The organism is Pseudarthrobacter sp. B907 (assembly GCF_040137805.1).
Taxonomy (GTDB): domain Bacteria; phylum Actinomycetota; class Actinomycetes; order Actinomycetales; family Micrococcaceae; genus Arthrobacter.
Window position 1 is genome coordinate 39,016 of the sequence record NZ_JBEEQE010000002.1, and the last position, 13,028, is coordinate 52,043.

Below are 13,028 nucleotides of genomic sequence, written 5' to 3' on the forward strand. Positions count from 1 at the left end.
TTTCGCTTATGTCGATATTGACACCCCTCTCGGGGCGGGGCAACACTTGCCTTAAACCGGCGCCGTGCGACGTTGCCTGCGCCCCGGAGTGAGGTGGGACTATGCAGATTCCGGCTCCATTCGACTATGTTCGCGCCACCACCGTGGAGAACGCGCTCGAGCTCCTGGCACGCCACGGCCCCGAGTCTCGGATCATCGCCGGCGGCCACAGCCTGCTTCCGATGATGAAGCTCCGCCTCGCCCGGCCCGAATGGCTGATCGACATCAACGACCTCTTTGAACTGGACTTCATCCTGCAAGGCGGCGGGGAACTGCGCGTCGGCGCCCTCACCCGGCACAGCACGCTGCTGGAATCGGAGGAGATCGCCCGGCTGTTCCCGATTGTCCGGGACGCCGAACGCGTCATCGCCGACCCTGTGGTGCGCAACCGCGGCACGATCGGCGGCTCGCTCTGCCAGGCTGACCCGGCCGAGGACCTCTCCACGGTCTGCGACGTCCTCGGCGCCGTAGCGGTGGTCCGCGGCCCCGGCGGCGAGCGCATCCTGTCGATGCGGGACTTCCACCGCGGCCCGTACCAGACCGCCGTCGGGGCGGACGAGCTGCTGTCCGAAGTCCGGTTCCCGGTCCGGCCCCGTTCCTCCAGCGCCTACGAGAAGGTGGAGCGGCGCGTGGGCGACTGGGCGGTCGGGGCTGCCGGCGCGGCCGTGACCCTCGCGGAGGACGGCAGTATCGCCGAGGCCGCCGTCGGGCTGACGGCGCTGGGCCTGGACCACACCGTCGAGGCGGCCGCCGAGCGGCTGCGGGGCAAGCAACCGTCCGAGGAGCTGTACGCCGAGGCCGGCGCTCTGGCGGCCGAGGCCTGCGACCCGGTGGCGGACCAGCGCGGGCCAGTCGACTACAAGCGGCACCTGGCCGACGAACTCACCCGGCGGGTCCTGCGGCGGGCCTGCGCCCGCGCCACCGGGACGGCCGAACAGACTCAGGAAGGCTGAAGCACATGCAGATCAGCATGACCGTGAACGGCAACGAAGTGACGTCCGAGATCGAACCGCGGGTGCTCCTGGTGCATTACATCCGCGAGGTGCTGGGCCTGACCGGCACCCACTGGGGCTGCGACACCAGCAACTGCGGCACCTGCGTGGTCCTAATTGACGGCCAGCCGGTGAAGTCCTGCACCGTCCTCGCGGCCATGGCCGCCGGGCACGACATCCGCACCGTGGAGGGGCTCGCCAGCGGGGCCACACTGGATCCGGTCCAGCAGGGCTTTATGGAGGAACACGGGCTGCAGTGCGGCTTCTGCACCCCGGGCATGATGCTTACCGCGCGCGCCCTGCTGGATAAGAACCCGCACCCGGACGAGGGTGAGATCCGGCAGGCCATCTCCGGCCAGATCTGCCGGTGCACCGGCTACGCGACGATCGTCCGCTCGGTGCAGTGGGCCGCCGCCCATCCCGCCGCCGCTACCGGCGGCGAAGGCGCCGACGAGGTCCTCGACGGCACCGACACCGTGGTGGAGGACGTCGCGGCGGAAACCGACAATGCAGAGGTGAAGGCATGACTGTCATCCACGAGCGGGGCAGCAACCCCGCAGCCGGCGACGCGGACCGCCCGATCGGCTACGGCCGCATCCAGCGCAAGGAAGATCCCCGCTTCGTTCGCGGCAAGGGCCACTACATCGACGACCTCGTGCTGCCCGACATGCTGCACGGCGCGATCCTGCGCGCCCCGGTGGCGCACGCCCGGCTCGTGTCGATCGACACCACCAACGCCCTGGCCCACCCCAAGGTCCTCGCCGTCATCACCGGCAAGGACCTCGAGGGCCTCAAACTCGCCTGGGCGCCGACGCTCTCCGCCGACGTGCAGGCCGTGCTGGTCACGGACAAGGTCCGGTTCCAGGGCCAGGAGGTCGCGTTCGTCGTCGCCGAGGACCGGTACGCCGCCCGCGACGCGCTGGAACTGATCGAAGTCGAATACGACGTACTGCCGCCGCTGGTCGACGCGCGCCGGGCTCTCGACGCCGACGCCCCCGTCATCCGGGACGAAATCGCCGGCCGGACGGACAACAGGATCTTCGACTGGGAGATCGGCAGCGCGGCGGAGACCGAGGCCGTATTCGCGAGCGCCGACGTCGTCGTCAGCCAGGAGATGGTCTACCCGCGCGTGCACCCGGCGCCGATGGAAACCTGCGGCGCCGTCGCCGACTTTGATGCCGTGAACGGCAAGCTGACCCTCTACGAGACCACCCAGGCCCCGCACGCCCACCGCACGCTTTTCGCCATCGTCGCGGGCATCCCGGAGCACAAGATCCGGATCGTGTCCCCGGACATCGGCGGCGGCTTCGGCAACAAGGTGGGCATCTACCCGGGCTACATCCTCGCCGTCGTAGGCTCCATTGTCACCGGCCGCCCGGTCAAGTGGGTGGAGGACCGTTCCGAGAACCTGATGTCCACCTCGTTCGCCCGCGACTACATCATGCAGGGCGAGATCGCCGCGACCCGGGACGGCAAGATCCTGGCCCTGCGCACCAACGTGCTGGCCGACCACGGCGCCTTCAACGCCACCGCCCAGCCCACCAAAACCCCGGCCGGCTTCTTCTCCATCTTCACCGGCAGCTACGACCTGCAGGCCGCGTACTGCAAGGTCACCGGCGTCTACACCAACAAGGCCCCCGGCGGCGTGGCCTACGCCTGCTCGTTCCGCGTCACCGAGGCTGTGTACCTCGTGGAGCGGATGGTGGACATCCTCGCCCGGAAACTGGAGATGGACCCCGCGGAGCTGCGGCTGAAGAACTTCATCAAGCCGGAGCAGTTCCCCTACGCCAACAAAACCGGCTGGGTCTACGACTCCGGCAACTACGAGGCGGCCATGCGGCAGTCCATGGAGCTGGCCGGCTACGAGGACCTCCGCCGCGAACAGCAGGAGAAGCGGGCCAAGGGCGAGCTGATGGGCATCGGCATCTCCTTCTTCACGGAGGTCGTCGGCGCCGGGCCGCGGAAGCACTTCGACATCGTGGGCCTGGGCATGGCCGACGGCGCCGAACTCCGGGTCCACCCCACCGGCAAGGCCGTGGTCCGGATCTCGGTGCAGAGCCAGGGCCAGGGCCACGAAACCACGTTCGCGCAGATCGTTGCGGAGGAACTCGGCATCCCGCCGGAGAACATCGACGTCGTCCACGGCGACACGGACCAGACGCCGTTCGGCCTGGGCACCTACGGCAGCCGTTCGACACCGGTCAGCGGCGGCGCCGTGGCGCTCGTGGCGCGCAAGGTGCGGGAGAAGGCGAAGCTGATCGCCGCCGCGATGCTGGAGACCCGCCCGGAGGACCTGGAATGGGAGAAGGGCCGCTGGTTCGTCAAGGGCGACCCCACCGCGGGAAAGACCATCGAGGACATCGCGATGGCCGCCCACGGGACGCTGACGCTGCCCGAGGGCGTGGACGGCAACCTCGACGCGGAAGTCACCTACGACCCGCCCAACCTCACCTTCCCCTTCGGCGCGTACATCTGCGTCGTCGACATCGACCCGGGCACCGGGCACGTCAAGGTGCGGCGCTTCGTGGCGGTGGATGACTGCGGGACCCGGATCAACCCGATGATCATCGAGGGCCAGGTCCACGGCGGCCTGACCGACGGCGTCGGGATGGCCCTGATGGAGATCATCGAGTTCGACGCGGACGGCAACAACCTGGGCGGGTCCTTTATGGACTACCTGATCCCCACCGCCATGGAAGTGCCGGACTGGGAGACCGGTTTTACGGTCACTCCCTCCCCGCACCACCCCATCGGCGCCAAGGGCATCGGCGAGTCCGCCACGGTCGGCTCCCCGCCGGCGATCGTCAACGCCGTCGTGGACGCGCTGGCGCCGTTCGGGGTCACGCACATGGACATGCCTTGCACCCCGGCCCGGGTCTGGGCCGCCATGCAGGGCCGGGCAAGGCCGCCGATCTGAGATGGCCGCCACCGCTGAATCCATCGCCGCCCGGGCCGGCGAGCTCGCCGCCCGCCGCGAGCCGTTTGTGCACGCCACGGTGGTCCGCGCCCAGCATCCGACCAGCGCCCGCGCCGGCGACACCGCCCTGCTGCTACCCGGCGGCGAGCTCCAGGGCTTCGTTGGCGGGAACTGCGTTGAGTCCTCGGTCCGGGAGTACGGGCTGCAGGTGCTGGCCTCCGGGGAACCCCTGCTGCTGCGCGTCCTGCCCGGCGAACCGTCGCACCGCACCGAGGAGGGCGCCGTCGAGGTGTCCAACCCGTGCCTGAGCGGCGGCGCGATCGAGATTTTCCTGCAGCCCCGGATCCCGGCGCCCCGGGTGGTGGTGGTCGGGGGCGCACCGGTGGCGCAGGCGCTCGCCGCGCTGGGGCCAGGCGTCGGGTTCGACGTCGAACTGGCCGACGGCGACGCGGCCCAGCCCCGTGCGGGGGACGCAGCCCTGATTGTCGCCTCGCACGGCAAGGCCGAGGAGGGCGCCCTCGAAGCGGCGTTGCGCGCCGGCGTGCCCTACGTGGCCCTCGTCGCGAGCGAGGTGCGCGGCGCCGCGGTGCTGGACTCCCTCGACGTCGACGATGTGTTGCGCTCTCGGGTTTACACGCCGGCGGGGCTGCAGCTGGGCGCGCGCACCCCGGGGGAAATCGCCCTGTCCATCTTCGCCCAGCTGGTCCAGGAGCGGGCCACGGCGCGGGCCGGCGCTCAGAACAGGGCGCACACCGGCGGGGTTCCGGGCCCCTCGACCCCGCAGCCGAAGACCGCGGTGGATCCGGTGTGCGGCATGTCCGTGCCGGCGGTGGAATCTTCCCTGCACCTCGAGCACAACGGCGTCACCGTCTACTTCTGCTCCCCTGGCTGCCGCGCGGCCTTCCGCAAGGACCCGGAGCGCTATGCCCTCAGCACCTGACTCCCCCATCCCTGAGTCCCCGGTCCCGGCCGGCACGGCCGCCGTCATCCTGGCGGCCGGGGGCTCGCGGCGCCTGGGCAGGCCCAAGCAGTTGCTCCCCTACGGCGGCGGCGTGCTGCTGGACGCCGTCCTCGCGACAGCCCGGCGCTGCGGCTTCGCCCAGATTGTGCTGGCCCTGGGCGGCTCCGCCGAGGAGGTCCTGGGCGCCGTGGACACCTCGGGCTGCGAGGTGGCGCTCAACCCCGACTACGACGAGGGCTGCTCATCCTCGATTGCCGCCGCGATAGCCCTGCTGCGGCCGGATACCAGTGCGGTAGTGCTGCTGCTCGGTGACCAGCCGGGCGTCCGCGCCGGGAACGTGGCACCGCTGCTCCGCGCGCTGGCACGGCCGGACGGCCCCGGGGCCGCCGTATGCCGTTACGACGACGGCGTCGGCCATCCCCTGGCGTTCAGCCGGCGGCTGCTGCCGGAGGTGGCCTCGCTGCACGGGGACAAGGCTGTGTGGAAGCTGCTGGAGCAGCGGGCGGACGACGTCGTCGAGGTCCGGACGCCGGGGCCTGTCCCGCTGGACGTCGACAACGAGGAGGACTACCAGCGGGTGCTGGCCGAGCTGCAGGGGGCCGGGTGACCACGGCGGCCCGGACGGGGGCAGAGGACGAGATACAGCGGCGGGTCCCGGACGTGGCGTCGCTGATGGCGGCCCTGGACCGGCACGACTACCTGGCCGACACCGGGCTGGCGACCGCCCTGTTCCTCGCGGTGCGGCTGCCGCAGCCGATCCTGCTCGAGGGCGAGGCCGGGGTGGGCAAAACGGAGGCCGCCAAGACCCTGGCGGAACTGCTGGAAACACCCCTGTTCCGGCTGCAGTGCTACGAGGGCATCGACGCGGGCGAGGCGCTGTATGAGTGGAACCACCAGCGCCAACTGCTGGGCATCCGGCTGGCCGAGGCCCGCGACGCCGAAGTCAGCGAAGCCGAGCTGTTCGGCCCCCAGTACCTGCTGCGCCGGCCACTGCTCCAGGCCATCGAGCATCCCGGGCCGCGGCCGGCCGTGCTGCTGCTGGACGAGATCGACCGAGCCGACGCCGAGTTCGAGGCGTTCACCTTCGAACTGCTTGCGGAAGCCTCGGTCACCATCCCCGAGCTCGGCACCATCCGCGCCACCCATCCGCCCATCGTGGTCCTGACCTCCAACCGCACCCGGGACCTGCACGACGCGCTGACCCGCCGCTGCCTCTACCACTGGATCGACTACCCCGGGCCGGGGCGGATCGCCGAGATCGTCCGCCGCCGCGTGCCGGCCAGCAGCGGGCCGCTGGCGTTGCAGGCCGCCGCGGTGATCACCCGGCTGCGGACCCTTGACCTGGCGAAACCGCCGGGGATCTCGGAGGCGATTGACTGGGTCTCGGCTCTCGCGGTGCTGGGGATCGAGCGGATCGACGCCGCCACGGCCGAACAGACCTGGGGCTCGATCGTCAAGAACCGTGACGACCTGGAGCTGGTGGACTCCCGCGGGGCGGCCTGGCTGGTTGGAGGCACGGGTGACTGAGACGAGGCCGGGTCCGGTTGCCCCGCCGTCGTTTGTGGAGGCTGCCGCCCTGGCCGCCGCCGTCATCACGGCCCTGCGCCGCGCCGGCGTTTCCTGCTCCCCGGACCGGGCCGCCCGGCTGGCGGAGGCCCTCCGCCTGGTCCCCCCGACATCCCTGGAACGGCTCTACTGGACACTGCGCGTGGTCCTGGTGGCCAGCCTCGAGCAGCTTCCGGTGTTCGACGCCGTGTTCAACACCGTCTTCCGGGGCGGCTTCGATCCGGCCGCAGCGCTGGACCGCAGCGCCGGCACCCCCGTCCCGGCGCCGCCTGCCCCGCCGCCGGACGAGGGCTCGAGCCCCCGGCCCGCTGCGGACAGCGGCCGCCCCACCGAGTCCGGCCCCACCGCCGGCCCCCGGCACCCTGCCGTGGCGACGGGCCGCGACGACGACGGCGCCCGCTCCGGACCCGATCGCGACGCCATCCTCGCGATGGCATCCACGGAGGAGCACCTGCACGGGACAAACTTTGCCGAGCTCTCCGCGGCCGAGGCCGCCGAGGTACGGCGGCTCGCAGCCCGGATCCAGCTGGCCACACCCGTGCGCCGGAGCAGGCGGACCCGCAAATCGCCGCACAGCACCGCGCGCCTGGACGTCCGGGCCACCGTGCGGGCCGCCCGCCGCGCCGGCCACGACTCCCCCCGGCTGTACTACGCCCGGCGCCGGGAGCAACGGCGCAAGCTGGTGCTGCTGTGCGACGTGTCCGCTTCGATGGAGTCCTACTCCCGGGTCTTCCTGTCCCTGCTGCAAGGTGCCGTCGCGAACGCCGGAGCTGAGGCCTTCGTGTTCTCCACCCGGCTCACGCGACTGACCCGTCAGCTGGCTCACCGTGATCCTGATCTGGCCCTCGCAGAGGCCGCCGCCACGGCGCCCGACTGGGCCGGCGGCACCAGGATCGCCGGGAGCCTGCGGCGCTTCCTGGACGACTACGGCCGCCGCGGGCTGGCCCGGGGCGCCGTCGTGGTGGTGTTCTCCGACGGCTGGGCGCAGGAGGATACGGGACAGGTCGCTGCGCAGATGGCCCGGCTGCGGCGTCTCGCGCACCGGGTGGTCTGGGTGAACCCGCGCAAGGCCGCGCCGGGCTACCGGCCGCTGGCCGGCGGCATCGCCGCGGCGCTGCCCTACTGCGACGCCTTCGTCAGCGGACACAGCTATGCGGCGCTGGCGGAGCTCGCGGCCGCCATCCGGGGCGACGTCGTGACGACACCGGACGGGCGAACTCCGGGACCACCAAGGACCGGCACACAACGGGAAGACAAGGGAGAAGCTCATGCAGATTGACAGCAGTTTTTCGGTGGTGGCACCAATCGACAAGGTCTGGGACACCCTGATGGACTTCGAACGGGTGGCAGGCTGCCTTCCGGGCGCCCAGATCCTGAACAAGCTCTCCGACGACGCCTACCAGGTCGGCATGACGGTCAAGCTGGGCCCGGTAAACATGCAGTACAAGGGGCTGCTCAACGTTCTGGAGCGCAACGCCGCTGAGCACCGGGCCGTGCTCGGCGGCAAGGCCCAGGAAACCCGCGGCCAGGGCACTGCGGAAGCCCAGGTCACGCTGGCCCTCACGGAGGAAGGGAGCACCACGCGCGGAACCGTCAGCGCCGATCTGGCACTCTCCGGCAAGGCGGCGGCGATGGGGAAAAGCGTGATCGGCAGTGTCACCGAACAAATGATGGGGCTGTTCGCCGGCAACCTGCAGGCCATGCTCGCCGAACCGGGTGCGGCGTCGACTGCCACTGTCGAGGGGGCGACGGCGGCCGCGGGACCTGCACCTACGGCGGCCGCCACCCCGGTGGCGGCGCCCTCACCCGTGCCCGCAACCTCGGGCGCCGGCGCGCCGTCCCCGCAGCCGCTGCCCGCGCCGTCGCCGTCGCCGTCGCCGTCGAGCAGCCTCGAGGCCTTCAGCCTCGCCAAGGGCATCGCCGCCGACCAGCTCTCCAGCCCCGGCAAGGTCCTCGGCCTGGTCGCTGCCGTGGCCTGCGTCGCCTACTGGGCGGGCCGGCGCTCCGCGTTCCGGATGCTCCGGCTCTGCGGACGGCTCTAGGAGGCACCATGCGGGATGTCCTGGCGGCCATCATGCCGGACTGGCAGCACGGCACTACCGCCGGCCTCGCCACCGTGGTGAGCACGTTCAAGTCCGCTCCCCGGCTGCCCGGCGCGTCCATGGCCGTTACAGCCGGCGGCGAGGCCGTCGGGTCCGTGTCAGGCGGCTGCGTGGAAGGCGCCGTGTACGAACTCGCCACCCAGGTCAAGGACGACGGCGTCCCGGCGCTGGTGCGGTACGGGATCAGCGACGACGACGCGTTCGCCGTCGGCCTGACCTGCGGCGGGATCATCGACATCTTCGTCGAACCGGTCTCCCGGGAGCGCTTCGCGGAGCTCGACGGCGTCCGGCAGGACATCGCCGACGGGAAGCGGGTGGGGGTGGCCACGGTCATCGAGCACCCCGACAGCGCGTGGCTGGGACGGCATCTGGTGGTCCGTCCGGACGGCTTCGAAGGCAACCTGGGCTCGGAGCGCGCCAACTTGGCCGTCGGCGACGACGCCCAGGGCTATCTGGCGGCGGGCCGGACCGGCATCCTGAGCTACGGCCCGGACGGGGAGCGGCTGGACAGCGGGATGCGGATCTTCTTCACCAGCTACGCCCCGGCGCCGCGGATGCTCGTCTTCGGCGCGATCGACTTCGCTTCGGCGCTGGCGCGGCTCGGCACCTTCCTCGGCTACCGGGTGACCGTCTGCGACGCCCGCGCCGTTTTCGCCACGCCCGCGAGGTTTCCCGACGCCGCCGAGGTGGTCAACGAGTGGCCGCACCGCTACCTCGCCGCTCAGCAGAAGGCGGGGCTGGTGGATGAACGGACGGTCATCTGCGTCCTCACGCACGACCCGAAGTTCGATATTCCGCTACTGGAGGTAGCCCTGCGCGGAAGTCCCGTGGCGTTTGTCGGCGCGATGGGTTCGCGGCGCACCCACGAGGATCGGCTGAGGCGGCTGCGCGAGTCCGGACTCGGCGATGCCGAACTGGCCCGGCTGCACAGCCCGGTCGGCCTGGACCTCGGCGCCCGGACCCCGGAGGAGACGGCGGTGTCCATCGCCGCGGAGATCATCGCCAAGCAGTGGAGCGGCAGCGGCGAGCCACTGCGGCAGCTGGACGAACGGATCCACCACGACGAACTGCACCGCGAACAGCCGCCGGCCTAGCCGCAGTTCGACGTCGGCCCCCGCCCCCGAAGGTACAGCAGCCCCGCGGCGCCGGGCGTAAGCTCATGCCATGGCGAGATTCTTCGATGTGCACCCCGATAACCCCCAGCCGCGCTCCATCACGCAGGTAGTGGAGCTGCTGAAGTCCGGTGGCCTGATCGCCTACCCGACCGACTCCTGCTACGCCCTGGGCGCCCAGCTGGGGAACCGGGACGCCCTGGAGCGGATCCGCGCAATTCGGCATCTGGACGACAAGCACCACTTCACGCTGGTCTGCAAGGACTTCGCCCAGCTCGGCCAGTTCGTGCAGATCGACAACGACGTGTTCCGCAGCATCAAAGCCGTGACGCCGGGCAGCTACACCTTCATCCTGCCCGCCACCAAGGAGGTGCCGAAGCGGCTGCTGCACCCGAAGAAGAAGACCGTGGGCGTCCGGATCCCGGACCACACAGTGGTCCAGGCGCTGCTGGCCGAACTTGGCGAGCCGCTGCTTTCCAGCACCCTGCTGCTGCCGGACGAGGAGGAGCCGCTGACCCAGGGCTGGGAAATCAAGGAGCGGCTGGACCACGTGGTGGACGCCGTGATCGATTCCGGTGACTGCGGGGCGGAGCCGACGACGGTCATCGACTTCTCCAGCGGCGTTGCCGAGGTTGTCCGCCACGGCATGGGCGACCCGTCCAGGTTCGAATAGGGACCAATAGCGCCGGAACCGAAGCCCGTTCGACTAGGCTCTTGGGATGCCTCGCCTCATCGCTCCGGACGTCCGCTTCCACTCCACCTGGCTGGAGGGATCCGCTGAATTCAACGGAGCCCACCGGGACGGCGGAGGCGCTGAGGACTGGTCCCTGGATGAGTTTAGGGATGCCGGGTCGTTCCGCCGCTTTGTGGACGCCCTCATCAACGGTGCTTTGCCGGAGACCCCGCGGAAACCGGGCTATGTGCCCTGCACGTACCTGTGGATCGTCGAGGGCGAGAAGTTCCTGGGCTCCCTGGCCGTCAGGCATGAACTGAACGATTTCCTCTTCAATGAGGGCGGCCACATCGGTTACAGCGTGCGGCCCTCCGCCCGGCGCCGCGGCCACGCGGCGGCAGCGCTGGCTGAGGCCCTGCCGGTTGCCCGGGACCTCGGAATCCCCCGCGCTCTCGTTACCTGCGACGAGGACAATGCCGGTTCCCGGGCAACCATCGAAAAGAACGGCGGCGTCTACGAGGACAGCCGCAACGGCAAACGCCGCTACTGGATCGATACCGCTCCCAACGGCGGCGCCTGACCTCCTACGCCGGGCTGCTCTTTGAGGTCCGGGATTGGTTCGCCTGTTCTACCAGGAAAGATCCTCTTCACCGAGGGAACAGAAGCGGGGGGACGTCCGGACGCCCGAATCGACCAGTTCCCGCAGTTGCCGGGCGGCGGTGCGCGGATCTTTGGACGCATCGGGCTGCCCCATCCCAGTCGCAAGTTTGCCCGGGTGTACCGCCCAACAGCGAACCCGTCCCTGGAGGTCTTGCGCCAGCGCTACGGTCAGCATGTTCTGCGCGGCTTTGGAGATTTTGTACGCATAACTCGTCGACAGGTCTGAGAAGTCACCGTTGGCCTGGGCCGCCAGGGACCCCAGCCGGGACGTCACGTTGATAATGATCGAATCAGGGGCCGCCAAGAGGTTCGGCAACAGGAACTGCACCAGGCGCAGCGGACCGGCAACGTTCACGTCAACGGCGTTCAAGATTCCTTCCGGGGGAATCGCCCCGAGGTCGCCATGGGGTGCTCCCTGCGCCGCGTTATTGATCAGCACGTCGACGGGGCGGCCGTCTAGGGCCTCAAGAAGTTCTGTCGCAACGGCTGATCGAACATCATGGTGGACGGTTACCACGTCGCGTGCGTGCGTGCGGGCGCTCTCGGGCTGAGGCGTCCGCGCGATCGCTATGACGCTCCAGCCGGACGCCGAAAACTCGTTGACCAGGGACAGCCCAAGACCGCGGCTGGCACCTGTCACCACAGCCAGTTTCTTCATCTGCTCAGGCTAGCCGTAGTGCGGGGCGATTCTTGTGCTGGCCTAGTTGGCCTCGAGGACGAAGAAGATGAAGGACAGGAACGCCGACTTCTCCCCGCTAAGGATGCGCGGCGGAAGCAGTTCGCGCGGAGTATCGGGCGACGGCTCCGGTTCGCTCACGGTGGCCACGCGGTAGCCCGCCGATATGAAGGCGTTGATCATCGCGTGCAGCGGCCGGTGCCAGAAGGTCAGGACCGCCGGTTCGCCGTCGAACTCATAGTCCTCCGAGTACTGCCGGAGGGCGAAGTAGTCCTCGGTTGGGTGGTTGACCACACTGACCGTGGGGTGGTTGACGGACAGGATCAGGCGGCCGCCCGGCTTCAGCACGCGCCGCAGTTCGGCAAGCGGCGACGTCCAGTCCTCCAGGTAGTGCAGCACCAGGGACGCGACGACGTCGTCGAAGGAGCCATCGGCGAAAGGGAGCGGCTTGCTGAGGTCGGCCACGTGCAGGTCCGCGGTCGCGCCCAAGCGCTGTCTTGCCAACTCCAGCATCGCAGGGCTGGAATCGAAGCCGGTCATGATCGCGCCCTTCGCGCCCAATGCCGCGGACAGAGGCCCGGCGCCGCACCCCGCGTCCAGGATCCGGCGCCCGTCGACGTCGCCCGCGAGCGCAATCATCGCCGGCCGCTCGTAGTACGCGTTGAGGAGGCTGGACTCGTTCTCCGCCGAATAGCTCTGGGCGAAACTGTCATAGTGGTCGACGTTCATTGCGCTTCCCTTCAGGCGAAATCCCACGCGCGGGACAATAAGGGTTGACCCTAGCAAGCCGGCACCGCCCTTCACCAGCCACGGCGCCGAGGGTCCATTGTCACCCCTCGGGGCTACACTTAGATTCGAAGATATGTTCGAATAAAGGTGTGTTGTGGGCGTAATCATCGGGCCGCGCGTGATAGATGCGGGCTCCTCCCTCTTGTCGGTGCTGATCTCGCCGGTACCGGTCGCCGCCGGCTATCCGTCGCCGGCCCAGGACTACTTTGACGGCCGGATCGACCTCAACGAACACCTCATCAAGGACATCACCAGCACCTACGTGGTGCGGGTGTCCGGGGACTCGATGGAGGGCGCCGGCATCAGCGACGGCGACGAACTCATCGTGAACCGGGCACTGGAGCCCCGCGACGGCTGCGTCGTCGTCGCCGTCCTCGACGGCGAACTCACCGTCAAGCGCCTCCGCCTGACAGCGTCTGGGGTGGTCCTGCAGGCGGACAACCCGCGCTACCCCGACATCCGGGTGCCCGCCCTCGCCGACCTCGTCATCTGGGGTGTCGCCACCCGGTGCCTGCACCATGTCTGAGACCATGCCTGAGAC

The 13,028-nt window shown here is 69.9% G+C and carries 14 protein-coding genes; 12 read left to right on the forward strand and 2 right to left on the reverse strand.

Annotated elements, in window-relative coordinates; all coding sequences use genetic code 11:
- Nucleotides 1-101: 101 nt before the first annotated feature.
- The 11 genes from ABLI39_RS01745 to ABLI39_RS01795 all read left to right on the forward strand — a co-directional run bounded on the left by ABLI39_RS01745 (nt 102) and on the right by ABLI39_RS01795 (nt 10,942).
- Complete coding sequence (locus ABLI39_RS01745; RefSeq protein WP_349411637.1) at nt 102-992, forward strand: FAD binding domain-containing protein; 891 nt, start codon at nt 102-104, stop codon at nt 990-992.
- A 5-nt stretch (nt 993-997) separates the two neighbouring features.
- On the forward strand, nt 998-1,558 hold the full coding sequence (locus tag ABLI39_RS01750; RefSeq protein ID WP_349411638.1) for a (2Fe-2S)-binding protein: 561 nt from the start codon (nt 998-1,000) through the stop codon (nt 1,556-1,558).
- Nucleotides 1,555-3,948 (forward strand): aerobic carbon-monoxide dehydrogenase large subunit, encoded by a 2,394-nt coding sequence (locus tag ABLI39_RS01755; protein ID WP_349411639.1) that lies wholly within the window; start codon nt 1,555-1,557, stop codon nt 3,946-3,948. Before ABLI39_RS01750 ends, ABLI39_RS01755 begins: the two co-directional genes overlap by 4 nt.
- Nucleotide 3,949: 1 nt before the next feature.
- A complete protein-coding gene (locus ABLI39_RS01760; protein ID WP_349411640.1) occupies nt 3,950-4,888 on the forward strand; it encodes an XdhC family protein in 939 nt (312 codons plus the stop codon).
- Nucleotides 4,872-5,516, forward strand: a complete 645-nt coding sequence (locus ABLI39_RS01765; RefSeq protein ID WP_349411641.1) for a nucleotidyltransferase family protein — start codon at nt 4,872-4,874, stop codon at nt 5,514-5,516. Before ABLI39_RS01760 ends, ABLI39_RS01765 begins: the two co-directional genes overlap by 17 nt.
- Nucleotides 5,513-6,436: an AAA family ATPase gene (locus ABLI39_RS01770; RefSeq protein WP_349411642.1), complete on the forward strand. Its 924-nt coding sequence runs from the start codon at nt 5,513-5,515 to the stop codon at nt 6,434-6,436. The genes ABLI39_RS01765 and ABLI39_RS01770 overlap by 4 nt, the downstream gene beginning before the upstream one ends.
- On the forward strand, nt 6,429-7,754 hold the full coding sequence (locus ABLI39_RS01775; protein ID WP_349411643.1) for a vWA domain-containing protein: 1,326 nt from the start codon (nt 6,429-6,431) through the stop codon (nt 7,752-7,754). Before ABLI39_RS01770 ends, ABLI39_RS01775 begins: the two co-directional genes overlap by 8 nt.
- Nucleotides 7,744-8,517 carry an SRPBCC family protein gene (locus tag ABLI39_RS01780; protein ID WP_349411644.1) on the forward strand — a complete coding sequence of 258 codons (774 nt, stop codon included), beginning with the start codon at nt 7,744-7,746 and terminating at the stop codon, nt 8,515-8,517. The genes ABLI39_RS01775 and ABLI39_RS01780 overlap by 11 nt, the downstream gene beginning before the upstream one ends.
- 8 nt (nt 8,518-8,525) lie before the next feature.
- Entirely contained in the window at nt 8,526-9,671 is a 1,146-nt protein-coding gene (locus ABLI39_RS01785; RefSeq protein ID WP_349411645.1) for an XdhC family protein, read from the forward strand.
- Nucleotides 9,672-9,741: 70 nt separating this feature from the next.
- The gene (locus ABLI39_RS01790; RefSeq protein WP_146337688.1) at nt 9,742-10,362 is read left to right on the forward strand and encodes an L-threonylcarbamoyladenylate synthase; all 621 of its coding nucleotides are present in this window, start codon (nt 9,742-9,744) and stop codon (nt 10,360-10,362) included.
- Between the two features lie 46 nt (nt 10,363-10,408).
- Entirely contained in the window at nt 10,409-10,942 is a 534-nt protein-coding gene (locus ABLI39_RS01795) for a GNAT family N-acetyltransferase (protein WP_349411646.1), read from the forward strand.
- A gap of 48 nt (nt 10,943-10,990) precedes the next feature.
- Here the strand turns inward: ABLI39_RS01795 and ABLI39_RS01800 are convergent, their stop codons facing one another.
- Together ABLI39_RS01800 and ABLI39_RS01805 are read right to left on the reverse strand one after the other, a co-directional pair.
- Complete coding sequence (locus ABLI39_RS01800) at nt 10,991-11,680, reverse strand: SDR family NAD(P)-dependent oxidoreductase (protein WP_349411648.1); 690 nt, start codon at nt 11,678-11,680, stop codon at nt 10,991-10,993.
- A 42-nt stretch (nt 11,681-11,722) separates the two neighbouring features.
- Complete coding sequence (locus tag ABLI39_RS01805) at nt 11,723-12,427, reverse strand: class I SAM-dependent methyltransferase (RefSeq protein WP_349411649.1); 705 nt, start codon at nt 12,425-12,427, stop codon at nt 11,723-11,725.
- 154 nt (nt 12,428-12,581) lie between these two features.
- On the opposite strand from ABLI39_RS01805, the gene ABLI39_RS01810 reads away from it, so the two are divergent.
- Entirely contained in the window at nt 12,582-13,013 is a 432-nt protein-coding gene (locus tag ABLI39_RS01810) for a LexA family protein (RefSeq protein WP_349411650.1), read from the forward strand.
- Nucleotides 13,014-13,028 lie beyond the last annotated feature (15 nt).